Source organism: Paraburkholderia graminis (genome assembly GCF_003330785.1).
GTDB lineage: Bacteria > Pseudomonadota > Gammaproteobacteria > Burkholderiales > Burkholderiaceae > Paraburkholderia > Paraburkholderia graminis.
On the sequence record NZ_CP024934.1, the window covers coordinates 2,250,708 to 2,273,512 of the forward strand.

The following is a 22,805-nucleotide window of genomic DNA, read 5'->3' on the forward strand; positions in this document are numbered from 1 at the left end:
TCATGCCTTCAACCGGGCGAGCCGGTAGAGCAGATACGCGCCCGTCAATTGCAGCGCGAACGCGAGATAGAGAATCTGGCGGCCGCCCGGATCGAACCACATGGAGCCGAAATAGCGCGGGTTCGTCAGAATCAGAAAGCCGCCTATGCCGACGGGCAACATGCCAAGCACCCACGACGACAGCCGCGTTTCCGACGACATCGCGACGAGTTCGCGTTCGGCCTGCTCGAGATCGCGCATGAACGACGACATGCGGTCGAGCATGACGTCCGCGCGGCCGCCGTATTTAACGGAGAGCCGCAGCACCGCGCCCACCAGTTCGAGTTCGCGCGCGCCGTACAGCACCGCGACGTGAGACAGCGCGCGGTCGATCTCGACGCCCGATCTGAGCATCCGCGAAACGTGGTCCAGGCATTCGCGCAGCGGCGCCTCGGTGGTTTGCAGCGAGGCCTGGAACGCGGCGGGCACGCTGTTGCCGAGCGTGATCAGACGCACGATGCCGTCGAGAAACGACGGCAGTTGCCGCACGATCGCCTGACGGCGCCGGCTTGCGCGCATCGACGTCACGAAGTAGAGGAACACCGCGCAGCCCAGCAGCGTGATGCCGGCGGCGAGCGGGCCGCCCTGGCTGCCGGCCACGAGACACAAGGTCGCGACGATGGCCGCAACCGCGGCGAGCGACGCGCGCGCGTTGCGCAGTCCGGCGCGGTTGAGCCTCGCGCCGATTGCATAGCGCACGCGTGCGCCCAGATAACGCAGATGCGCGTCCCAGCCCGCGTCGGCGGCCGGCGCTCGCGGCGCGAACGCGACGCCGGGCGCGGCGCGGCGTGCGGAAGCGGACGCAGATCCCGTGGCCGCGCCCGAAGACGAAGACGAAGACGAAGCGCCGCCCGAAGACGATGCGCCACGCGGCGCGCTTGCAGCACCGCTTGCACCCGCTGCGCCCGATGCCATCGCCGCGCCGCTCATCGCGGCAGTCGACGCGACGCTCATCCGGCTGTCGATAAAGCGCTCCGCGCTCGCCTGCTCCTTGCGTTGCGCGCCGCGCTGCAGGACGAGCAGCGCAAGCGCCGCGCACAGCAGCGCGAGCGCGGCAAAGATCAATGCGGCGCTAGACATTGAAGCCGCCGAAACCGCCACCACCGCCGCCATTAAAACCGCCACCGCCGCTACCGCCGAAGCCCACACCCCCGAGCGGCTGACGGAAGCGCGCGAGCTTCGGCGAATGCGGATGAATGCCGAGCGACACCCATTGATCGAGCTCTTCGCCGTCCGCGGACAGCACCGGCTCGTAGCGGTACAACTCCTGCGTCGCGATGATGTTGTCCGACAGGCCCGTCACTTCGGTGATCGACAGAATGCGGCGGCGGCCGTTCGAAAGCCGCCCGATCTGCACGATGAAGTCAATCGCGTTGGCGATCTGACGGCGCAGGCTCGACTCGGTGCCCTGGAAGCCCGCGAAGCCCGCCAGCATTTCGAGCCGGTACAGACACTCGCGCGGCGAGCTTGCGTGAACGGTGCCCATCGAGCCGTCGTGGCCCGTGTTCATCGCCTGGAGCATTTCGAGCACTTCGCCGCCCCGCACTTCGCCGACGATGATGCGGTCCGGGCGCATGCGCAGCGTATTGCGCAGCAGGTCGCGGATCGTCACGACGCCCGCACCGTCGAAGCCGCCCGGACGGCTTTCGAGCCGCACCACATGTGGATGGTTGAGCGACAGTTCGGCCGTGTCCTCGATCGTCACGACACGCTCCGGCTCGGGGATGTGAAAGGCCAGCGCGTTGAGCAGCGACGTCTTGCCCGAACTCGTTCCGCCCGACACCAGCACATTGCAGCGCGCCATGACCGCGGCTTCGAGCAGCGCGCCGATTTCGGGACTGTAAGTGCCGTTGCCGAGCAGATCGTCGGGACGCAGCGGGTCCTTGCGGAATTTGCGGATCGACACGATCGGCCCGTCGATCGACAGCGGCTCGATCACCACGTTGACGCGTCCGCCGTTCGGCAGGCGCGCATCGACCATCGGATTCGATTCGTCCAGACGCCGGCCGATCGGCGCGAGAATGCGCCGCACGATGCGCAGCAAATGCGCGTTGTCGGCGAAACGCACCGGTATCTTCGTGAGGATGCCGTGGCGCGACACGTACACGTCGTTATAGCCGTTGATCAGGATGTCTTCGACGGCCGGATCGTTGAGCAGATCCTCGATCGGTCCGAAGCCCGCGAGCTCCTTGGTCAACGCGTCGGCAATCGCGCGCACCTCGGCCTCGTTGATCGGCACGCGCCGCAGCCGCACGAAGCTGTCCATTTCCAGATCGACGAACTGATTGATCGCGTTGCGCGACCAGCGGCCGAACTCCGAGCCGAGTTCCTCGATACGCGTGAGCAGATGTTCGTGCGCGGCGTTCTTGATGTCCTGGAACTGCTGGCTTTGCGCAAACGACGGCGCGTTGTCGGCGAATTCGATTTCTTTTGCCATCGTCTATGACCGTCTGGAAGAAGTTGGGATGAAGCGTTTGAGCGCGCCCAACGCGAACTTGCCGCGCGCCGGCGCGCTCGTGTGTGCCGGGCCCGCGAGCCGCTCGATCAGCGGCTCGAGCGCGCGCACGTACGGGTCGCGCGCGGCGGCATCGGCGAGCAGCAAGCCCTGGTTCGCCGTCTGCCCGAGCGCCACGCGGCGATCGGGCAAGCTCGCGACGAGCGGAATCTCGAGACGCTCCGCGATCTGCGCGGCGCCGAGGCCGAGATCCGGGTCGAACTTGTTCACGATCAGCCTGACGTTGGTCGTGTCCGTGCCCGCATCGCGCAATGCCTCCAGCACGCCGACCGCCGATACGATCGACGCCACGCCCTGATCGCAGACGAGCCACGCTTCGTCGGAAGCACGCACCACGTGCGCGATGAATTCGATGTTCGAGAAGCCGCCGAGGTCGATGATCTGCTGGTCGAAAAACGCGCGCAGCCGGTTCAGGAGACTGATCGACGACGAATAGGAAATCTCGCGCATGTCGGCGAGATTCGGCGGCAGCGTGGTGAATGCGAGGCCGCTCGTGTGATGCGAAAGCGCCGTGTGCACGAAGGTCTGATCGAAGCGCCGCAGATTGCGCACGGCTTCGACGAAATGAAAGTCGCTGCGGGTGTTGAGCATCAGCAGGCCGTCGCCGGCGGGCAAGCCGAGATCGAGCAAGGCCGCCTGCCTGCCCTGCTGCGCGTCGCGCCGTTGCAGCATGACCGCGAGATTGGTCGCGAGCGTGCTCACGCCCATGCCGACGCGCGCGCCGAGCAGCGCCGTCACGCGGCCATGCCGGCTCACCGGTTCGACCAGGTTGTCGAGCACCTGCTGCGTAATGCGCAGCGCGTCGGCGGCGGGCGCGGTCAGATCGATGAAGTCGCGCACGCCCGCGCGCAACGCAGCCAGCGCGCTCTCCGGCTCGGCGAGCGAACCGATCGCGACGATCTGGAGCCCCGGATACTGCGCGCGCACCGCGTTCGTCGCCGCGCTCGCCGCCGCGCCGCGTCCGCCCGAAAAGTCGACGAATACGAGCGACGGGTTGAGCGTCGCGATACGCTGCGTAAGAATCGACGGATCGAGCGTGACCGCCTCGACCGCGCCCGCGGCAAGCAAGGTCTCCGAGAGCCAGTGCACATGTTCGTCGGCGAGCGACGCAAACATGAAATAGTCGGTGACGGCCCGGTCAGTCAACGAGTGCGTTCTTGCGTTCATCGTGCCCATCCTCTTGCGGCATCGGCGCAACGACGCGTGCCTTTGCCTTTCGTTGCCCGCCGCAGCCTAACTGCGGCAGACGCGCGCCGATCTTGCAGCGGCAAGCCGTGCGCGCGCCGCGAACTGCCGCCTGGCCGCGCGCGTTCATTTCGAAAATCCCGGCGCCGCGTCGCGCGCCGCCACGCCGCCGATCAGCGAGCGCCACACCGGCGCGTTGCGCTGCTCCGACTGCTCGCCCGGCGTGGCCGGCAAGGTCGCGCCTTTCGCGAGCGGCGACACCAGATGCGGCGTGACGATGATCACCAGTTCCTTGTCGTTCTGCTGATAGTTGAGCTGCTTGAAGAACGCGCCGATCACGGGCAGGTCGCCAAGCAGCGGCACCTTGGCCACGTTCGAAATCGTTTCGCGATCGATCAGCCCGCCGATCACGAAGCTCTCGCCGTCGCCGAGTTCGACCGTGGTGTCGGTGCGGCGCGTGGTGATCGCGGGCACCGATACGCCGCTGATCGTGACCGCGTTCGCGAAGTCGAGCTGGCTCGCTTCGGGCGCGACCTTGAGCGCGATGCGCTGCGGGCTCAACACAGTCGGCGTGAGCGTGAGACCGACGCCGTACGGCTTGTATTCGATCGACGTCGTGCCGAGACCTTGCGGAATCGGCACCGGAATTTCGCCGCCGGCAAGAAAGCTCGCGCTCTGACCGGACAGCGCGACGAGCGTCGGCTCGGCCAGAATCCGCGCGAGGTTGTTGCTTTCCATCAGGCTCAGGTCGGCGAACAGGCCGTGCGTGGCCGAGTTGAACACGAGATTGAACGCCGACGAAATCGGCGCGACCGAACTGAACGACGGCGTGGAGCCGTAGGTCGCCGAGGTCAGCGCCGACGGCGCGAAGGAGCCGAACGTGAAGCCGTTGTTCTGCTTGAGAATGTTCAGGCCGACCTGCTTGAGGACCGTGCGGCTGAACTCCACCACGCGCACGTCGACCTGGACGACCGAGCGGGTCGCGATTGTCGAGGTGTCGTAGATTTGCGCGCTGTTTGAGGCGCTGTTTGCGGCGCTGTTTGCGCTGCCGTTTGGTCCGCCGTTTGCACCGCTTTTTGCTCCGTTCACAGCGCCGATGCCGCCCGCGCCGCCCAGCGCCGCGCGCTGATGTGCCTCGATCTCGGCGGCGGCTGCTGCGCGGTGATGCGCTTCCATCGTCGGCGCGGCGCCCGTGATCAGTGCGGTGTCGCCGAGCACCTTCACGGACGGCGTGCCGGGCCCGAGCAAACTTTTCGCGGCCGGCGAACTCACGTTCACGACGTACGACAACGGCGCGTCCTTGCCCTGCTCCCACAACATGACGTTCGTCGTGCCCGGCGATTTGCCTATCAGCAGCACGCCGCCCGTTTTGTCGCCCTTGATGATGAGCACGTCCGCGACGCTCGGATCGCCGATCGCAACGCGCCGCAGCGTATGGCCGCCCGCAAGCGACTGCTGCGAGCCGACCGCGATGTCGAGCTGCTCCGCGCCGCCCGCTGCAAAACTCGCGGACGACATCGCCATCGACGAGCCGCACAGCAGCGCCGTTAATCCGTACCCGAAAATGCGTTTGTTCATTTTTTTATGGACGCGCGTGGCCGCGCGGCTCCCTGAAACCGCTATCGGGCGACCGTCTCGGCGCGCCCACCCCGTATCACTTCGATGACGCCGCCCGCGCTTCCCGCATGATTCACGACGCGCGTGACGGGCGGCGCTGCATGCGGTGCGGCCGGCGTGCGTGGCGCGGCATTGCCCGCGCCGCCCGACAGCGCGTCGAGCGAGACGCCGGCGGCCGCGCGCGTTAAATCGCCGGACGGCGCGGCGTCGCCCGCTCGCGTCGCTGTCTTCAACACCGCGGGCAGCGGCGCGAAGGCGGCGGCGTCGATTACTTCGGCATCCTTGGGATTGCGCAGCGCGAACACGAGCCGCCCCGAACTTTCGGCGAGCGTCAGACGGTCGACATCGGCAACCGGCACCGCGAGAACCGCTGTCCTGACCATGCCGTTCGGATCGCCGGACGTGTCGCCGGCAGCCGTCGCGTTGCCGAACGCGAGCACGCGCACCTTCGACATCAACAGACGCGCCTGGGTACGCTCGATCTCGCCGCCGCTGCCCATATTGCCGTCGCGCTTGAGCGTGAAGAACACGTCGACGAAATTGCCGGGCCGCAAGCGGTTGCCGACCGCATTCGATTCCTCGACGCGCACCGCGACCGCGCGCTCGCCCGGCTCGATCCGCTCGGCGAGACCGGACGACAGTTGCTCCTCGAGCACCGGCGAGTCCGCGCCGATGTCGGCGGCGGGCACGCGCCCCGCGACCAGCGAAGGATCGGCGAACGCGCCGTTGGGGTTGATCGGCAACGGCTGAACACGCAGCGCATCGGCGCCGATCGGCTTGCCCGCGGGCAGCACGCGCATCGCCACCACCACCGGAAACACCGTTTGCTTGACGGACGCGACCGGCGCGGGCGCGGGCCGGCGCAGCAACATCACGGCGAATACGCCGAGCAACAGCGCGACGGCAATCAGCGCGCCGGCAACGATGCGGGTCAGCTTCAGCATGGCCGGGCGCGCCATGAATCGCGCGAGGCCATGCGGCCGTCATGCGCGGACGAGCGAGCCGGAGTCGACGGAATCGGAGCGTGTGCGTCAGTCAAAGTATGTTCACCGGATTGAGTTGCACCGTGGCGGTACTGGTCAGGTTGTCGGGCAGCACGAGCCCGAGCAGAGGCAGGTTCGGCACGAGCGGATGCGCCGCGTAGTTGTAGGTCAGGGTCACGGCAATGCAGGTCATGGCCGGCTGGTAGCTGCATGCGGCGGGCACGGTCTGGCATGCGGCGGTGCTGATCATCTGCGCGACCATGTTTGTGGCGGTCGTGCACGCGGCTGCGGCGCGCAGATTGATGGCGGCGGGGACGTCGTTCGCTTTCTGATAGTTCAGCGCGGCGCGCGCGCCCTCCTCGCTTGCCAGCGTGAGACTCTGCTGCGCGACGAAGATCAGACTGAAGGTCACGATCGCATAGAACACGCAGAAGAAGAGCGGGAACACGAGCGCGAATTCGATCGCGGTAGCGCCGCGCTGGGAACGGCGGGGGTGTGTGTTGCGTGCGTGTGCGTTGCGTGCGGGGACGCGCGGCGCGGCGTCGATACCGTTGGCGGGTATCGAGGCCAGTCTCGAGGCGGGTCTCGAATCGGCCTGCCTGCCGCGTTGCGGACGCGCGATCATCGGGCGCCTCCTACAACGAGTTGCGCGGCGAGCCATACCATCAACGGCACGGTGAGGCATGTGGCGAACGGCGTCGAGCGCCGGCCGGCCAGCTCGAAGGTAGGCGCCCGGCGTTGCAGCAGCGCGGCCACGCGCGTGCGCGTCGCGACGAGCACCCACAGCGCATGCAGCCCGGCGGCGACGCTCGCCACCGCCCACAGCCCGAGCAGCGCATGAACGCCGCACCACGCGCCAAGCACCGCGAACACCTTGACGTCCGCGGCGCCCATCACACCGAGCGCGAAAAACGGCAACAGGGCGATGAGGCCGACGGCGGCGCCGGCCGCGGCCTGAGCGGCGGAAATACCGAACGGAGAAATGTTAAATAGAGCGCACAAAACCGCCGTTATTAAACCGACAACGACAAGCGCATTGGAAATATGCCGGCTGCGGTAATCGCAAATGGCGACGCACGCACACCAGAGCATGAATACGAGAAGCGCGAAGGATACTTGCATATTAGAACTCGACAGACGCATCAATTCACCCGGATTGCAATCGCAATCCGGGTGCGCCTATCAGGCAAGATCCCGGCAGGAATAAGAACGTAAAACGTTAAATTAATAATGCCTTACGCCGTGCTTGCCGAGACCCCATTGCTTTATTTGCTAATGAGGCAAAAGCCCGGCGATCGTCTGGAATGCCGTATTGAGCTGCGTGCCCAGACCCTGCACTGTCGAACCGATAACGACGACGATCAGACCTGCGATCAGACCATATTCCAGCGCTGTTACGCCCCGGTTATCTCTCAGGAAGCTTGCGGTGAACTTTTTCATTGTTACCCTCGATTTTCGATTTATTCGTCATTCTGTGTGCCGCGTGTTGCAGCCAGGTCCAGCACGCACTGCACCGTTGGTCTCTCGTTCCGGTGCGCGTTGCTACCGTGCAGCATCTGAGCGTTGCGGCCGCCCCCAATAAAACGGATGTGCATGAGCTGTCTGTTCGATAACCCACCTCCCTCGTGAATCCGTCCGGCTTTTGGGCTTTATAGCTGAACAATCTTTTTTAAGCAATTCTCGTGTGCCCGCACGGATGATTGCCCGTTGGTTCTTCCCGTACACATAGGTTAACGGCTGTTCGTGCGTTGCAGCACATAGTATTAACCATAATTTTGAATCGGTGCACTAATTAACTATTTGAAAGGATGTTTCAAGCGGAACACGCCGCGATATGCGCTCGCGTTACGGCGAATTCCGTAACGGCGTCCCCGGCCCGTTACGTTACGCCGCTATCGCCAATGCGCCGCGGCGCCTTTTTCCCATGCATTTTCTGATTTAGCGCTTGCTCCATCGAATTCGGCAACGCCTTATTCGATAAGGCATTGCGACGCCCATTCGAAAATCTTCGCTATTGGTCAGTCGAAATGGCATGGGTCGTGCAGAGAGAGCCCGCAGCAGGACCACACACAACACATGCGATGCGAGGGCGACATGAACATTCAAACAATCGGCACGAACCACACGACCAACCTCAACGGAACAATCCGGATCACGAAGGCGGCGAACGTCGTCACGTTGCGCACCACGCTGATCGCGGCCGGCGTGGCGGCGCTGCTTTCGCTCGGCGCGTGCGGAGGCTCGGGAAGCCTCAGCTCGGGCACCGGCAGCAACGGCAGCGGTTCGGCAGGCGGTACGCTGTCGACCGGGAGCGGCAGCGGCTCGATGGGCTCGGCCGGTTCGGGTAGCGGCGGTTCGGGCGGCCAATCTAATACAAACACCAGCACGAATACGAATACCGATCCGAACACGCACACCGATCCCGGCACCGACCCGAGCACGACGCCGGTCGCGAATGCGATCGGCACCGTGGTCGGCAACTCGGGCGGCGTGATCGGCGACGTCGGCTCGACGGTCTCGGGCGTCGGCACGGTAATCGGCTCACAGACGCTGCCGGGCGTGAGCCCGCAGACCACCCAGGCCGCAGGCGGCATCGTCAACGAAGTCGGCGCTGCCGTCTCCACGCTCGGCGGCGGCGTCACGCAGGGGCTCGGCCAGCTCGGCACAGGCGGCAACGCGGTCGGGACCACGGTGTCGAGCCTTGGCGGCGTCGTCGGACATGCCGGCGGCGCGGTGACGGAAACCGGCAAGCTCGTGACGAGCCTCGGCAGCGGCCCGCTCGCTCCGTTGTCGGCACTCACGACGCCGCTGGGCGGCGCGGTCGGCACGCTGGGCGGCGCGGTCACGAACGGCGGCAGCGTGCTCGGCACGGCGCTGTCGACCGGTCCGGTGCAGCAGGTCACGCAGACGCTGAGCACGGCGATTACGCCGATCACGTCGATGGTGGCATCGACGACACAGACCGTCGGCAACACGACGGGTCTCGGCGCGCCCGTCAACACACTGCTGTCGACGCTCGGCGGCGGGCTCGGCCACGCCGGCGTACTGCTCGGCGCGAGCGGCGGCAATCCCGTGACGACCGCGCTCGGACGCACGGTGACGGATACGGGCGCGACGGTCGCGTCGGTTGGCGGTCTTTTGACGGGGGGAACGGGCGGCAACCCGCTCGCGCCGCTGACGGGGGCGCTTGGTGGGTTGGGTGGCTTGACGGGGGGAACCGGTAGCGGGCCGCTTGCGCCGCTGACGAGTGCACTTGGTGGGCTTACTGGCGGAACGGCTAGTGGGCCGCTGGCTCCGGTTACCGGCGTGCTTGGCGGGTTGACGGGTGGCACTAGCGGCGGGCCACTTGCGCCGGTTACCGGTGTTCTCGGCGGCTTGACGGGCGGCGCTGGCAGCGGGCCGCTTGCGCCAGTTGCCGGCGTACTCGGCGGCCTGACGGGTGGAACGGGTAGCGGGCCTCTTGCGCCAGTTACCGGTGTGCTCGGCGGCCTGACGGGCGGAACGGGTAGCGGGCCGCTCGCCCCTGTTGCCGGCCTGGTCGGCGGCCTGACGGGCGCGGTCGGCGGCGCATCGGGCGGCACCAACGCGCTTGCGCCCGTGACCGGCATTCTCTCCAGTGTGACGGGCGGACTCAGCGGCGCTGCCGGCGGCGGCGCCACCAGCAGCCCGCTTGCACCCGTCACCGGCTTGCTGTCGACCGTGACCGGCGCCATCGGCAGCGCCACTGCGCCTGCAGCGGCAACGTCGAGCGCGCCGGGCGCCGCGCCCGCGAGCGTGTCGCTCACGGCGACCTCGGGTAATGCGACCACGAACAATCCGCTCGCGCCCGTGACCTCGCTGGTGGGCGGTCTGCTCGGCGGATTGTCGAAGAAGTAAGAAGCGCAACCGCTCGCGCGTCGCCGCGCGCTCAGTGCGGCTGGCGCGGCACGCGCCGGGCGGCGACTAACGCGAGATGAACCTGCAATCGACGCACATCCGCACAAGCTCGCCTGCGGCACGGACAGCGATGTTCAACGGCGGCCTTCGCGCCCGCTTTGAATGCAGTTTCACGGGTTTGGGCACAGCGTCGAACACGGCTTCAGATACGGCTTTGAGCACGCTTCCAACCGGGCTCGACACACGGCTTCGAATGCAGCTTCGAACACGGCTTCGAACCCGGCCTTAAACACCACGCGCCGCCACCCACCACACAAACGGCACGTTCCAGCAGCAAACACGATCGCCAGAAAAGGCATTGAGGAGCACACATGTCCACGCACCGCCTGTTTAACCGCCGCCCCGCCGCGAGCGCCTTTCTGTCGCTGCGCACTCCGTTGATCGCGGTGGCCGTCGCCGGCCTGCTCGCCGCGTGCGGCGGCAGCACCGTCAACTCGCCGCCGACAGCGAGCACCGGCACCGGCGGCGGCTCCGGATCGACGGGCGGCGGAGGCACCACGACGACCACGACCGGGACTTCCGGCGCCGTTACCGGCGCGGCCAAGACGACCAACGACCTGGGCGCGTTGATCGCCGCGCAGACGATTCCCGGCCTCAGCCCGCAAGTCACGCAAGGCCTCGGCAACGCCGTGTCGGGCACGAGCGCCACGCTGAACTCGCTTGCCAATGCGGTGACGAGCGGCGTCGGCCAGATCGGCGCGACGCCGAACCCGGTCGGCGCGACCGTCGCGGGCCTCGGCTCCGTGGTGAGTTCGACGAGCGGTGTCGTGCAAGGACTGAGCACCGCCGTCGACGGCCTGGGCAGCGGTAATCTCGCGCCGCTGTCGCCGGTGACGACGCCGCTGGCCGGCGCGCTCTCGACCACCGCAACGGCGCTCAACGCGGGCGGCGCGACGCTCGGCAATACGCTCGGCTCCGTGCCCGTCCAGCAGGTCACGCAGCCGCTCAGCACCGCGATCACGCCGATCGTCACGACCGCGGGTCTCGTCACCCAGGCGGCCGGCACGCAGACGGGCCTGGGCGCGCCGGTCGGCGGTCTGCTGGCTCAGGTGGGCGGCGCGCTCAGCTCGGCCGGCTCGCAGATCGGCGCGGCGAGCGGCAATCCGGTCGGCGCGGATGCGGGCGCGCTGGTCGCCTCGCTCGGCAACACGGTGACGAACGCCGGCGGCCTCGTCAATCCGAACGGCCCGAACGGCGCACTGCCGATTCCTGGCCTGATTACGAGCCTCGTCGGCAACACGAATCTGAGCGTGGCCAACGGACCGCCGTCGAACAGCAGCCCGTTGAGCCCGCTGCAAAGCGTGCTGGCCAGTCTCGGTCTGGGCGGCAATCCGCTCGGCTCGGTGTCGACGCTGCTCGGAGGCACGCCTCTCGCCGGCCTCGGCTCCGGCCTGAGCGGCGCACCGCTCGGCTCGCTGACATCGACGCTCGGCGGCACGGGCAGCGCAGCGAGCCCGCTGTCGTCGCTGTCCTCGCTGGGCGGCGCGCTGTCCGGCGTTGCAGGCGGTACGGCAAGCGGTTCCGGCGGCGGCGCTCAGGCGCTCGGGCCCGTGACGGCTCTCGTCGGGCAACTTACCGGCACATTGAGCGGCGCGGCGGGCTCGACGGCTTCCGGCGGTTCCGCTGGCGCGTCGGGCAATCCGGCGAGCGGACTGACGACGCTGGTCGGCGGCCTCCTGCCGGTTAATCGTAAGTAGTCCGCATAAGCGGTGCTGAGGCGCGGATGCGGCGCGCGTGGCATCGGCCGGAACACTCCACGGTTCCCGCCGATGCCGCTCGCAAAGACAGTGAGACTCATCGCGCGACGCCTGCTGAAACGAACACGCTTCGATTGTGCGGCTGCGAGGCTCGCCGTCGATGCCCGCGACACTCCGCGCGATGGGCGCTGCATTCAAGCTTCGTGCACTGCATGACGTAATACATGGTGGGACGGCAAAGTTCGTCCGGCCATACATAAGCGGGCGCCGTCAGGCGGCAAGGCCATGCCGCGCATCGACAGGCGCCCGTAAAACAAGATGGCATACGAGGACAATCCGATGAAACTCGGGTACGGCAGCACCTGGACCTTCGTGCTCGCGGCGCTCGCCGCGAGTGCATGGCAAGCACCGGCGCACGCGCAATCGCGCCCGGCACCGACGGCAGGCGGTAGTACGCTGGGCGGCAATCCGCTCGACTCCCTCCCCCAGATCAAGGCGCCCGACAAAGGCCCGAACGTGACCGTGCAGGTCGCGCCCCAGGCGCCTCAACTCCAGGAACTGCTCGCGCGCCATCTCACGCCGACGCGCGTGCAGGTCGAAGGCGTCAAGTCCATTCCGTTCGACGACGTCGCGCAGCGCTTCACGCCGCTCGTCGGCAAGGACACGACCATCGGCGATCTGATCCAGGTGGCCAATGGCGTGACCAAGCTCTACCAGGACCGCGGCTTCGCGCTCTCGTTCGCATTCATCCCCGCGCAGACATTCGACGACGGCGTCGTGCGCGTGACCGTCGTGGAAGGCTACGTGTCCGCCGTCAAGGTGACCGGCAGGGCCGGCGCCGTGGAAGACCGGATTCGCGCGATCGCCGATCACATCACCGCCGACCGGCCGCTGCGGCGCGCGACCTTCGAGCGCTACATCAACGTGCTCGGACTGTTGCCCGGCGTGAAGGTCGCGGCCAACGTGCCACCGCCGCAAAACACCGACGGCGCGACCACGCTCGCGCTCAACGTGGAGCGCAAGCCTTTCGACGTCAGTACGGGCATCGACTTCAATCATCCCGGCGTGCAAGGTCTGCTGACCGCGACCGAGAACGGCCTCACCGCGCTCGGCGAGCAACTGAGCGTGTCGGCGCTGCTGCCGAAAGGCCGCGACAACGTCACCTATCTGGCCGCGCATGCCGCCGTGCCGATCGGCAGCAACGGCCTGATTTCGAAGCTCGACGCGTCGCACTATCGCGGCAATCCGGTCAACAATCCGGGTTTGCCGTCGTATGTGGAGCGCACGGTCATCAACGACAAGATCGGCGGCTCGCTCGCGTATCCGCTTCTGCTGAGCAATACGCAAAGCGTGATCGGCACGGCTTCCGTCTACGCGTCGCGCAACGAGGACCGCTATCACAATCAGGTGAACGGCGCGCAGATCGGTCTGCGCTCGCAAGTGCGCGTAATGCAGTTGCAAGCCGATTACGCGAGCGTCGGAACCGGCCAGGTGCGCCGCGCGAGCATCAACGTGGCGAAGGCGTTCGACATTCTCGGCGCGTCGAAATCGGGCGATTCGAACGTGCCCGGCACCAGCATCAACAATCCAGCTTCGATCAATTTCGTGCGCACAGGTGCGAGCTTTTCGCAAACCAACGAGTGGCCGCTGAAGATCGGCACGGCGATTTCGCTGACGGGGCAGTACAGTGCGGTGTCGCTGCCCACGTCCGAGCAGATCGCCTTCGGCGCGCAGCGTTTTGCGCAGGGCTATCAGCCGGGCGAAGCGTCGGGCGATTCGGGTTGGGGCGCCATGTTCGAGATCAACCGTGCGTTCACGCCGGGCTTCACTTATCTGCGCACGTTCACGCCCTACGTTTCGTTCGACATGGCGCGCGTCTATCTGCACGCGGGCACGCCGTCGCCGTCGCGGCTTGCGTCGATTGCGTTCGGCTTTCGCATCAGCGACGCGAAGTATTACAGCCTCGATCTTTCCGTGGCGAAGGCGGTCGGCGATGCTCCAGTGGAAAGCGCGTCGCGCAGTCCGCGCATCAATGCGACGTTCTCGTATCAGCTCAATTGAGCGGCGAGTGCCCTGCTCCGATTAGAGGTTCCACTATCAAACCGTGCGCGCACTTTCGCGCGCACATCACGTATTCTGCATCGATCGCATCAAGCGGCCGCGCCAGAGCCGCCAGCCGAGCCCCGTGTGCGGCGCGCGTCGGGAGAACCTAAAGGCATCACGCGGCATCACCGGGCATCACGCGGCATCACGCGGCTCGCGCCTCACGCGATGCCAATAACGCTGCGCGACCACGATCGCGCCGTCTTTTATCAAGGAGGAAGACAATGATGCAGTTCACCCAACGTGCCCGCGCGATCGCGCTTCGTACAGCGAAACAGGCCGCGCTGGCCGGCGTGCTGCTCGCGAGCGCCGTCACCGCGATGGCGCAAGCCGACACGCCTGTGGGCACCTGGCAGACCATTGACGATCACACCGGCCAACCGAAGGCGCTCGTGCAGATCGTCGACAGCGGCAACGGCACGCTGAGCGGCAAGGTGATCAAGGGTCTCGGTCCGAACGACCAACCCGATCGCCGTTGTACCGCCTGCACCGATGCGCGCAAGGATCAGCCGATTCTCGGCATGACGATCATCGATGACATGAAAAAAGACGGCGATGCCTGGGATCACGGGCAGATTCTCGACCCGGAAAACGGCAAGCTCTACAAGTGCAAGATGCACCTGGAAGACGGCGGGAACAAGCTGGTGGTGCGCGGGTATATTGGCGTGTCGCTGCTCGGGCGCTCGCAAACGTGGGTTCGTCAGCAGTAGCGAAGACGCGCTAACCCGGCGCGCGAGCGAAAAAAGAAAACGGCCGACGAGATGATCGTTCGGCCGTTTTTTCTACGTGATGTCGCGTGATTTGAATCGTCATGCAGCGTGTTTGAAGGGCGACGTGAAAGCAAACGGAGACGACGGCAACGGATTGACCGGCGGCGGGGTATATACCGCAGGGGCCACCGGAGCCGGCGCTTTCTGCGCTGCAGCGACGTTTTTCTTTTCCGCGCTCAGATGCGTGCGCATGCGTGCTTCCATCATTGCGCACAGTTCTTCGCTGGCGGCGCCGAACAACTGTTCCATGACGCGCTTGAGCACGCCGGACTGATACCACGCCTTGAAGCGGCGATGACAGGTTTGATACGACGGGTACTTGCGCGGCATGGCGGACCAGGTAGCGCCGCTGTACATCACCCACAGCACGCCGTTGAGCACCGACCGGGTGTTGGCCAGCGGGCGGCCGCGCAATTCGGAGCGCGGACGCAGTTCGGGCAGCAACGGCGCGATGCGCTGCCATTCTTCGTCGTTGATGTCGCGATAGGGATTCATGGTTTCTCCTTTGTCAGATACCCGACAAAGATAGCCAGTCACCCGAAGGCAAAACATCGGAGCAATCCGAATCTTGAAAATACGCCGTTAGGCCTAGGCCGCTAGGCGCAGGCGATGTGACCTATCGCAAAAGCACACCCGGCAGCTTGCGAACGCGCTCGCCGCGGCGCCGGCTTCAAGTCAGCGACGTATCGACGATCCGCCGCGGCGCATCGAGATACTCCTTGCTCTGCATCTCGACGATGCGCGACACCGTGCGCGTGAATTCGTTGGCCATCGGGCCATCCACGTAAAGCTGCTCGGGCGGCACCGCGGCCGACATCAGCAGCTTCACCTTGTGGTCGTAGAACACGTCGATGAGCCACGTAAAGCGGCGCGCTTCGGACGCCATGCGCGCCGACATCTGCGGGACCGCGGACAGAATCACCGCGTGAAAACGGCTCGCCAGTTCCAGGTAGTCGTTCTGCGAGCGCGGACCGCCGCACAACGTCGCGAAGTCGAACCAGACGACGCCGTCCGCCTTGCGCAGCGCCTTCAACTCGCGCTTTTCGATGTGCAGGATCGGGCTTTCGTCGGGCACCGCGGCGAGGCGCGCGAACGCGTCGCGCAGCGACTTGTCGGCGGCCGCGCCGAGCGGCGTGTGATACACCTCGACCTGCGCCAGCGTGCGTTGCCGATAGTCGATGCCCGCGTCGACGTTGATCACGTCGAGCTTCTGCTTGATCAACTCAATCGCCGGCAACATGCGGTCGCGATGCAGGCCGTCCGGGTACAGCGTGTCGGGATCGTAGTTGGACGTCATCACGAACTGCACGCCGTTCTCGAACAGCTTGTCGAGCAGGCGATAAAGAATCATCGCGTCGGCAATGTCGGACACATGAAACTCGTCGAAACAGATCAGCCGATAACGCTTCGAAACGCGCCGCGCGAGTTCATCGAGCGGATCGGCCTGCCCTTTCAATTCTTCGAGCTCGCGATGCACCTCGCGCATGAACTCATGAAAATGCAGCCGCGTTTTGCGCTGCACCGGCACGATCATGTAGAAGCTGTCCATCAGAAAGCTCTTGCCGCGCCCTACGCCGCCCCACATGTACACGCCGCGCGGCTGCTCCGGATGATTGATCAGCTTCTTGAACGCATTCGAGCGGCGCGACTTGTACTCGACCCACTCTTCGTAGCACCGCTGCAGACGGTCCACCGCCGCGCGTTGCGCCGGATCGGATTGGTAACCCCGCGTCTGCAGTTCTTTCTCGTAGTATTCGGTGACGTTCATTGTGTTGCTGCAAAAGTGTTGCTGCAAAAAGAAAGGCGGGAGGGATTGAACCCGCCCGCCTTGTGATGCCAGAAATGCCGAAGTTGCGTTCAGTCAGGCGTGCGCGTTTACATGTTCAGCGCGCGCTTGTCCACGGCGAGCGCCGCTTCGCGCATGACTTCCGACAGCGACGGGTGCGGATGGCAAATGCGGCCGATGTCTTCCGACGCCGCCTTGAACTCCATCGCGACCACGGCTTCTGCGATCAGATCCGATGCGTTTGCCGAGATGATGTGCACGCCGAGCAGTTCGTCGGTCTTTGCGTCGGCGATCATCTTGACGAAGCCATCCGCCTTGTTGATGCCGAGCGCGCGGCCGTTCGCCATGAACGGGAACTGGCCGGTCTTGACCTCGCGGCCTTCCGCCTTCAGTTGCTGCTCGGTCTTGCCGACCCACGCGATTTCCGGCTCGGTGTAGATCACCCACGGGATGCAGTTGTAGTCGATATGCGGCTTCTGACCGTCGATGATCTCGGCCACCAGCACGCCTTCGTCCTCAGCCTTGTGCGCGAGCATCGGGCCGCGCACCACGTCGCCGATCGCGTACACGTTCGGCACGGCCGTCGCGCAATGATCGTCCACGTCGATGAAGCCGCGCTCGTTCGCCTTCAGACCGATTGCTTCGAGACCGAGGTTGTCCGTATTCGGCACGCGGCCGATCGACACGATCAGGCGGTCCGCTTCGAGCTTCTGCGCGTTGCCGTCCTTGTCCGTGTAGTTGATCGTGACGCTGTTCTCAGTGGTCGTGACTTCGCCGACCTTCACGCCGACGTGAATGTCGAGGCCCTGCTTCTTGAACTGCTTGGCCGCTTCTTTCGCCAAAGCCTGGTCAGCCGCGCCGAGGAATTCCGGCAGCGCTTCGAGCACGGTCACTTCCGCGCCCAGACGACGCCACACCGAGCCGAGTTCCAGGCCGATCACGCCTGCGCCGATCACGGCGAGCTTCTTCGGAGCCGAGTCGAAAGCGAGCGCGCCTTCGTTGTCGGCGACGATCTTGTTGTCGACCGGAATGTTCGGCAGATGGCGCGCCTTTGAACCCGTCGCAATGATCACGTTCTTCGCCGTGACCACTTCGGTTTCGCCTTCGCCGCTCACTTCGATCTGCACGCCGGCGTCCGTCTTGCCGGTGAACTTGCCGTGGCCCTTGAGCCACGTGATCTTGTTCTTGCGGAACAGGAATTCGATGCCCTTCGTCATCTTGTCGACGATGCCGTCTTTGCGGGCCATCATCTTCGAGATGTCGACCTTCACGTTTTCCACGGAAATGCCGTGGTCCGCGAGGTGATGCGATGCGTTTTCAAATTCTTCCGACGACGCGAGCAGCGCCTTCGATGGAATGCAGCCCACGTTCAGGCAGGTGCCGCCGAGCTTCAGCGCGCCGGCCGGGTTCTTCCATTTTTCGATACATGCGACGGTCTTGCCGAGCTGCGCTGCGCGGATCGCGGCGATATAACCGCCAGGGCCGGCGCCGATCACGACGACGTCAAATTCTTTGGACATGACAATCCTTTTGATGACGGAACGGCGCGGCCACGCTTATTGGCCAAGCTTATTGGCCACACTTGGTGGCGCGGCTCGTTCCAGTACTGCGGAATGCGAAAGACGTATTGCTCATCTGGAGCCGGCTTGCGTGTTTTACAAGCCGGCTCCGGTCGGACCGTTGCTTACAGGTCGAGCAGCAGACGCGCCGGATCTTCGAGCGCGTCCTTCATGGCAACCAGCGACAGCACCGCTTCGCGGCCGTCGATGATCCGGTGGTCGTACGACAGCGCCAGATAGTTCATCGGGCGGATCACGATCTGGCCGTTCTCGACCACGGCGCGTTCCTTCGTGGCGTGCACGCCGAGAATCGCGGACTGCGGCGGGTTGATGATCGGCGTCGACAGCATCGAGCCGAACACGCCGCCGTTCGAGATGGAGAACGTACCGCCCGTCATTTCGTCGATGGACAGCTTGCCGTCTTTCGCCTTCTGACCGAACTCGGCGATCTTCTTCTCGATGTCGGCGAGGCTCAGCTGATCTGCATTGCGCAGGATCGGCACCACCAGACCGCGCGGCGAACCGACAGCGATACCGATGTCGAAGTAGCCGTGATAGACGATGTCGTTACCGTCGATGGACGCATTCACCAGCGGGAACTTCTTCAGCGCGTGAACAGCCGCCTTCACGAAGAACGACATGAAGCCGAGCTTCACGCCATGTTCCTTCTCGAACTTGTCCTTGTACTTGTTGCGCAGATCCATGACCGGCGCCATGTTCACTTCGTTGAACGTGGTCAGGATCGCGTTGGTTTGCTGCGACTCGAGCAGACGCTCGGCGATACGCGCGCGCAGACGCGACATCGGCACGCGTTGTTCCGGGCGGTCCTTCAGCCATTGATCAGCCGATGCCGGCGCCTTCACGTCCGGCAGCGACGGCTTGGCGGCCTTCGGTGCGGCAGCCGGTGCCGGCGCTGCGGCCTTGGCGGCGGGTGCGCCGGCCGTCAGCACGTCGCCCTTGGTGATGCGGCCGTCGCGGCCCGTGCCGGCGACGTCGCCCGACGACAGGCCCTTCTCCGCCATCAGCTTGCCGGCAGCCGGCGAAGCAGCGGTGTTCGCACCCGTTGCGGATGCGGCTTGCGCGGCCGGTGCGGCAGCAGGAGCCGGAGCCGGCGACGCTTCGGGAGCCGGCTTCACTTCGGCTTCGACGGCAGCGGCGCCAGCCTTGCCTTCGGTGTCGATCTTGGCGATGACCTGATCGGCCGTGACGGTGTCGCCGTCGTTCGCGATGACTTGCGCGAGCACGCCGGCCGAGGGTGCCGGCACTTCGAGCACGACCTTGTCGGTCTCGATTTCGATGAGAATTTCGTCTTGCGCCACAGCCTCGCCGGGCTTCTTCTTCCACTGCAGCATGGTGGCTTCCGAGACCGACTCGGACAGCTGGGGAACCTTGACTTCAACAATAGCCATTATGAATATCCTGAATACGTATCGGGTGACGGCGCGGTGAACGACGACCGCCTGCGAACCCTGCGTGCCGCGCTTCAACCTTGATGGGTTGCAGAACGCGGCACGGGAAAGCGCGCTGCGCTTTCCCGGTTCGTCTGTTCTCTTTATTTAGCGATCGACGTGCTCTTGAGGCGGCCGAAAGCGCCTTCGACCAGCGCCTTCTGCTGCTCGTAGTGCTTCGCGTAGTAGCCCACTGCCGGCGAAGCCGAAGCCGGACGGCCGCTGTATGCCAGCTTCTGTCCTTCCTTCATGCCTTCCTTCAGGTGATGCTCGATGTAGAACCACGGGCCCTGATTCTGCGGCTCGTCCTGGACCCACACCACTTCCGTCGCGTTGTCGTACTTCTTCATTTCCGTTTCGAACTGCTTGTGCGCAAACGGATAGAGCTGTTCGATACGGATGATCGCGACGTCGTTTGCCTTCGCTTCGCGGCGATGCGCGACGAGGTCGTAGTACACGCGGCCCGAGCACGCCAGCACGCGCTTGACCTTCTTCGCGTCGATGGTGTCGTCCACTTCGCCGATAACCGGCTGGAACGAACCCTTCGCGAGTTCCGACAGATCCGACACCGCTTCCTTGTGACGCAGCAGCGATTTCGGCGTGGCGACGATCAGCGGCTTGCGGAACAGGCGGATCATCTGACGGCGCAGCAGGTGGAAAATCTGCGCCGGCGTGGTCGGCTGAACGACCTGCATGTTGTGGTCTGCGCACAGTTGCAGGAAACGCTCGATACGCGCCGACGAGTGCTCCGGACCCTGGCCTTCGTAGCCGTGCGGCAGCAGCATGGTGAGACCCGACACGCGGCCCCACTTTACTTCGCCCGACGAGATGAACTGGTCGATCACGACTTGCGCGCCGTTCACGAAGTCGCCGAACTGCGCTTCCCACGCGACGAACGTGTTCGGTTCAGCCGTCGAGTAACCGTATTCGAAGCCGAGCACCGCTTCTTCCGACAGCACCGAGTCGATTACCGTGAACTTCGCCTGACCTTCGGCGATGTTCTGCAGCGGCACGTACGTGCCGTCGTTCCAGCGCTCGCGGTTCTGGTCGTGCAGCACCGCGTGACGGTGCGTGAACGTGCCGCGGCCCGAATCCTGACCCGTCAGACGCACGGCATAACCCGATGCGACCAGCGACGCGAACGCGAGATGCTCGCCCATGCCCCAGTCGAGCTTCGCTTCGCCACGGCCCATCGCGCGACGGTCGTTGATGACGCGCTCGACCAGCGGGTGAACCTTGAAGTTTTCCGGAATCGTGGTGATGCGCTCGGCGAGGCGCTTCAGTTCCGCGAGCGGCACGGCCGTGTCGGCTGCGTCGGTCCACTTGCGGTTCAGGAACGGCACCCAGTCGACCGCGTACTTGCTCTTGTAGTTCGAGAGCACCGGATCGACCGTGTGATGGCCTTCGTCCATCGCCTTGCGATACGCCTTGACGAATTCCTCGCCTTCCTCGGCGGTGATCACGCCTTGCTGCACCAGCTTTTCCGCGTACAGCGCGCGGGTGCCCGGATGCTTGGCGATGGTCTTGTACATCAGCGGCTGCGTGACAGCCGGCGTGTCCTGCTCGTTGTGACCCAGCTTGCGGAAGCACACGATGTCGACCACGACATCCTTGTGGAACTGCATGCGGAAGTCGATAGCCAGTTGCGTGGCCAGAACGACCGCTTCCGGATCGTCGCCGTTCACGTGCAGCACCGGCGCCTCGATCATCTTGACGACGTCCGAGCAGTACAACGTGGAGCGCGAATCGCGCGGGTCCGACGTCGTGAAACCGATCTGGTTGTTGATGACGATGTGCAGCGTGCCGTGCGTGCCGTAACCGCGCGTTTGCGCGAGGTTCAGCGTTTCCATCACGACGCCCTGGCCGGCAAAAGCCGCGTCGCCGTGGATCTGCACCGGCAGCACTTGCAGGCCGCTGTCGTCGCCGCGACGGTCCATACGCGCCTTCGCCGAACCTTCGACCACCGGGTTGACGATTTCGAGGTGCGACGGGTTGAACGCGAGCGACAGGTGAACCGGGCCGCCTTCGGTCGAGACGTCCGACGAGAAACCCTTGTGGTACTTGACGTCGCCGGCCGGCAGGTCGTCGACGTGCTTGCCTTCGAATTCGGCGAACAGGTCAGCCGGCATCTTGCCGAGCGTATTGACCAGCACGTTCAGACGGCCACGGTGAGCCATGCCGATGACGATTTCCTGGACGCCGCGAGCACCGCCGTGACGCACGACTTCGTCCATCGACGCGATGAAGCTCTCGCCGCCTTCCAGCGAAAAGCGCTTCTGGCCGACGTATTTGGTGTGCAGGAAGCGCTCGAGGCCTTCAGCGGCCGTCAGGCGATTCAGGATGTGCTTCTTCTTCTCGTTCGAGAAGTTCGGCGTGGAGCGGATCGACTCCAGCTTTTCCTTCCACCAGCGCTTCTGTTCCGGATCGCTGATGTACATGTACTCGGCGCCGATCGTGCCGCAATACGTGTCGCGCAGTGCCTTGACGATCTCACGCAGCGACGCGCGCTCGAATCCGAAATACAGATTCGTGGCGCTGAACTCCTGGTCCATGTCGGCTTCGGTGAAGTCGTAGAACGCGGGTTCGAGTTCGGGGATTGCGGGACGTTCGCGGCGCTTCAGGGGATCGAGATTGGCCCATTGCGAGCCGAGGAAGCGATATGCGCCGATGAGGGACTGCACATAGACTTGCTTTCGCGCGGTAGCGAGGTCTTCGCCGCCGGGTGCGGTGCGCGGGATGAAGGCATTGGCCTTGGCCCGTTGCGCAAACGATTCGACGATCGGGCCGTGGGCCACGTCGTTGGCATTGCTGCCGTCCGATGCGGGAACATTCTGCAACGCGTCGAAATAGCTGCGCCAGTTCTCGGGCACTGACGCCGGATTGTCGAGATATGCTTCGTACATTTCTTCTACGTACGGAGCATTGCCGCCGAACAGATAAGAGTTCGACTGGAATTGCTTCATCATTTTTACGCTCACCTTTCTTCGAGTTTCTCGAGAAATAGCGGGTTACAGAACCTTCCGCGACACGGCCTGACCGTTTAGCGGATTGCGCGAATCAAGTCTTGCTTGGAAGGACCTAAAACTTGCACCCGGGGAGCATATCACAGAACCGATAGTCCAGATAGCAGACGGATTGCCGCCCGGGCCCGCAACGACGGGCCTTCG

At 65.0% G+C, this 22,805-nt stretch carries 17 protein-coding genes; 4 read left to right on the forward strand and 13 right to left on the reverse strand.

The features are described 5' to 3' along the window. From CUJ91_RS09990 to CUJ91_RS10025, 8 genes are all read right to left on the reverse strand, one after another. A complete protein-coding gene (locus CUJ91_RS09990; protein WP_107706824.1) occupies positions 1 to 1,119 on the reverse strand; it encodes a type II secretion system F family protein in 1,119 nt (372 codons plus the stop codon). Next, positions 1,112 to 2,476, reverse strand: a complete 1,365-nt coding sequence (locus CUJ91_RS09995; protein WP_114156170.1) for a TadA family conjugal transfer-associated ATPase — start codon at positions 2,474 to 2,476, stop codon at positions 1,112 to 1,114. Before CUJ91_RS09995 ends, CUJ91_RS09990 begins: the two co-directional genes overlap by 8 nt. 3 nt (positions 2,477 to 2,479) lie before the next feature. Beyond that, positions 2,480 to 3,721, reverse strand: coding sequence for a fimbrial protein (locus CUJ91_RS10000; protein WP_053859039.1), 1,242 nt, complete (start codon positions 3,719 to 3,721; stop codon positions 2,480 to 2,482). A gap of 144 nt (positions 3,722 to 3,865) precedes the next feature. Then, complete coding sequence (locus CUJ91_RS10005; protein WP_107706720.1) at positions 3,866 to 5,317, reverse strand: type II and III secretion system protein family protein; 1,452 nt, start codon at positions 5,315 to 5,317, stop codon at positions 3,866 to 3,868. Positions 5,318 to 5,358: 41 nt separating this feature from the next. Beyond that, positions 5,359 to 6,300, reverse strand: a complete 942-nt coding sequence (gene cpaB, locus CUJ91_RS10010) for a Flp pilus assembly protein CpaB (RefSeq protein ID WP_107706823.1) — start codon at positions 6,298 to 6,300, stop codon at positions 5,359 to 5,361. Positions 6,301 to 6,391: 91 nt separating this feature from the next. Further along, positions 6,392 to 6,964, reverse strand: a complete 573-nt coding sequence (locus tag CUJ91_RS10015; RefSeq protein WP_107706719.1) for a TadE/TadG family type IV pilus assembly protein — start codon at positions 6,962 to 6,964, stop codon at positions 6,392 to 6,394. Then, the gene (locus CUJ91_RS10020) at positions 6,961 to 7,461 is read right to left on the reverse strand and encodes an A24 family peptidase (RefSeq protein WP_053858227.1); all 501 of its coding nucleotides are present in this window, start codon (positions 7,459 to 7,461) and stop codon (positions 6,961 to 6,963) included. The genes CUJ91_RS10015 and CUJ91_RS10020 overlap by 4 nt, the downstream gene beginning before the upstream one ends. A 150-nt stretch (positions 7,462 to 7,611) precedes the next feature. Next, a complete protein-coding gene (locus CUJ91_RS10025) occupies positions 7,612 to 7,779 on the reverse strand; it encodes a Flp family type IVb pilin (protein ID WP_006053275.1) in 168 nt (55 codons plus the stop codon). A gap of 654 nt (positions 7,780 to 8,433) precedes the next feature. Between CUJ91_RS10025 and CUJ91_RS10030 the strand changes: the two genes are divergently transcribed. From CUJ91_RS10030 to CUJ91_RS10045, 4 genes are all read left to right on the forward strand, one after another. Continuing rightward, on the forward strand, positions 8,434 to 10,215 hold the full coding sequence (locus CUJ91_RS10030) for a collagen-like triple helix repeat-containing protein (protein ID WP_107706718.1): 1,782 nt from the start codon (positions 8,434 to 8,436) through the stop codon (positions 10,213 to 10,215). A 371-nt stretch (positions 10,216 to 10,586) separates the two neighbouring features. Next, positions 10,587 to 11,972: a collagen-like triple helix repeat-containing protein gene (locus tag CUJ91_RS10035; RefSeq protein ID WP_107706717.1), complete on the forward strand. Its 1,386-nt coding sequence runs from the start codon at positions 10,587 to 10,589 to the stop codon at positions 11,970 to 11,972. A gap of 339 nt (positions 11,973 to 12,311) precedes the next feature. After that, positions 12,312 to 14,033, forward strand: a complete 1,722-nt coding sequence (locus tag CUJ91_RS10040; RefSeq protein WP_107706822.1) for a ShlB/FhaC/HecB family hemolysin secretion/activation protein — start codon at positions 12,312 to 12,314, stop codon at positions 14,031 to 14,033. A 266-nt stretch (positions 14,034 to 14,299) separates the two neighbouring features. Then, positions 14,300 to 14,785: a DUF2147 domain-containing protein gene (locus CUJ91_RS10045; RefSeq protein ID WP_029971605.1), complete on the forward strand. Its 486-nt coding sequence runs from the start codon at positions 14,300 to 14,302 to the stop codon at positions 14,783 to 14,785. Between the two features lie 99 nt (positions 14,786 to 14,884). Here CUJ91_RS10045 and CUJ91_RS10050 read toward each other — a convergent pair whose 3' ends face one another. From CUJ91_RS10050 to CUJ91_RS10070, 5 genes are all read right to left on the reverse strand, one after another. Next, on the reverse strand, positions 14,885 to 15,340 hold the full coding sequence (locus tag CUJ91_RS10050; protein ID WP_006053264.1) for a transposase: 456 nt from the start codon (positions 15,338 to 15,340) through the stop codon (positions 14,885 to 14,887). A 175-nt stretch (positions 15,341 to 15,515) separates the two neighbouring features. Further along, positions 15,516 to 16,613, reverse strand: coding sequence for a cell division protein ZapE (zapE, locus tag CUJ91_RS10055; protein WP_006053265.1), 1,098 nt, complete (start codon positions 16,611 to 16,613; stop codon positions 15,516 to 15,518). A 107-nt stretch (positions 16,614 to 16,720) separates the two neighbouring features. Next, entirely contained in the window at positions 16,721 to 18,151 is a 1,431-nt protein-coding gene (gene lpdA / locus CUJ91_RS10060) for a dihydrolipoyl dehydrogenase (RefSeq protein ID WP_107706699.1), read from the reverse strand. A 164-nt stretch (positions 18,152 to 18,315) separates the two neighbouring features. After that, positions 18,316 to 19,599: a 2-oxoglutarate dehydrogenase complex dihydrolipoyllysine-residue succinyltransferase gene (gene odhB / locus CUJ91_RS10065; protein WP_029971603.1), complete on the reverse strand. Its 1,284-nt coding sequence runs from the start codon at positions 19,597 to 19,599 to the stop codon at positions 18,316 to 18,318. Between the two features lie 143 nt (positions 19,600 to 19,742). After that, complete coding sequence (locus CUJ91_RS10070; RefSeq protein WP_114156172.1) at positions 19,743 to 22,604, reverse strand: 2-oxoglutarate dehydrogenase E1 component; 2,862 nt, start codon at positions 22,602 to 22,604, stop codon at positions 19,743 to 19,745. Between the last annotated feature and the right edge of the window lie 201 nt (positions 22,605 to 22,805).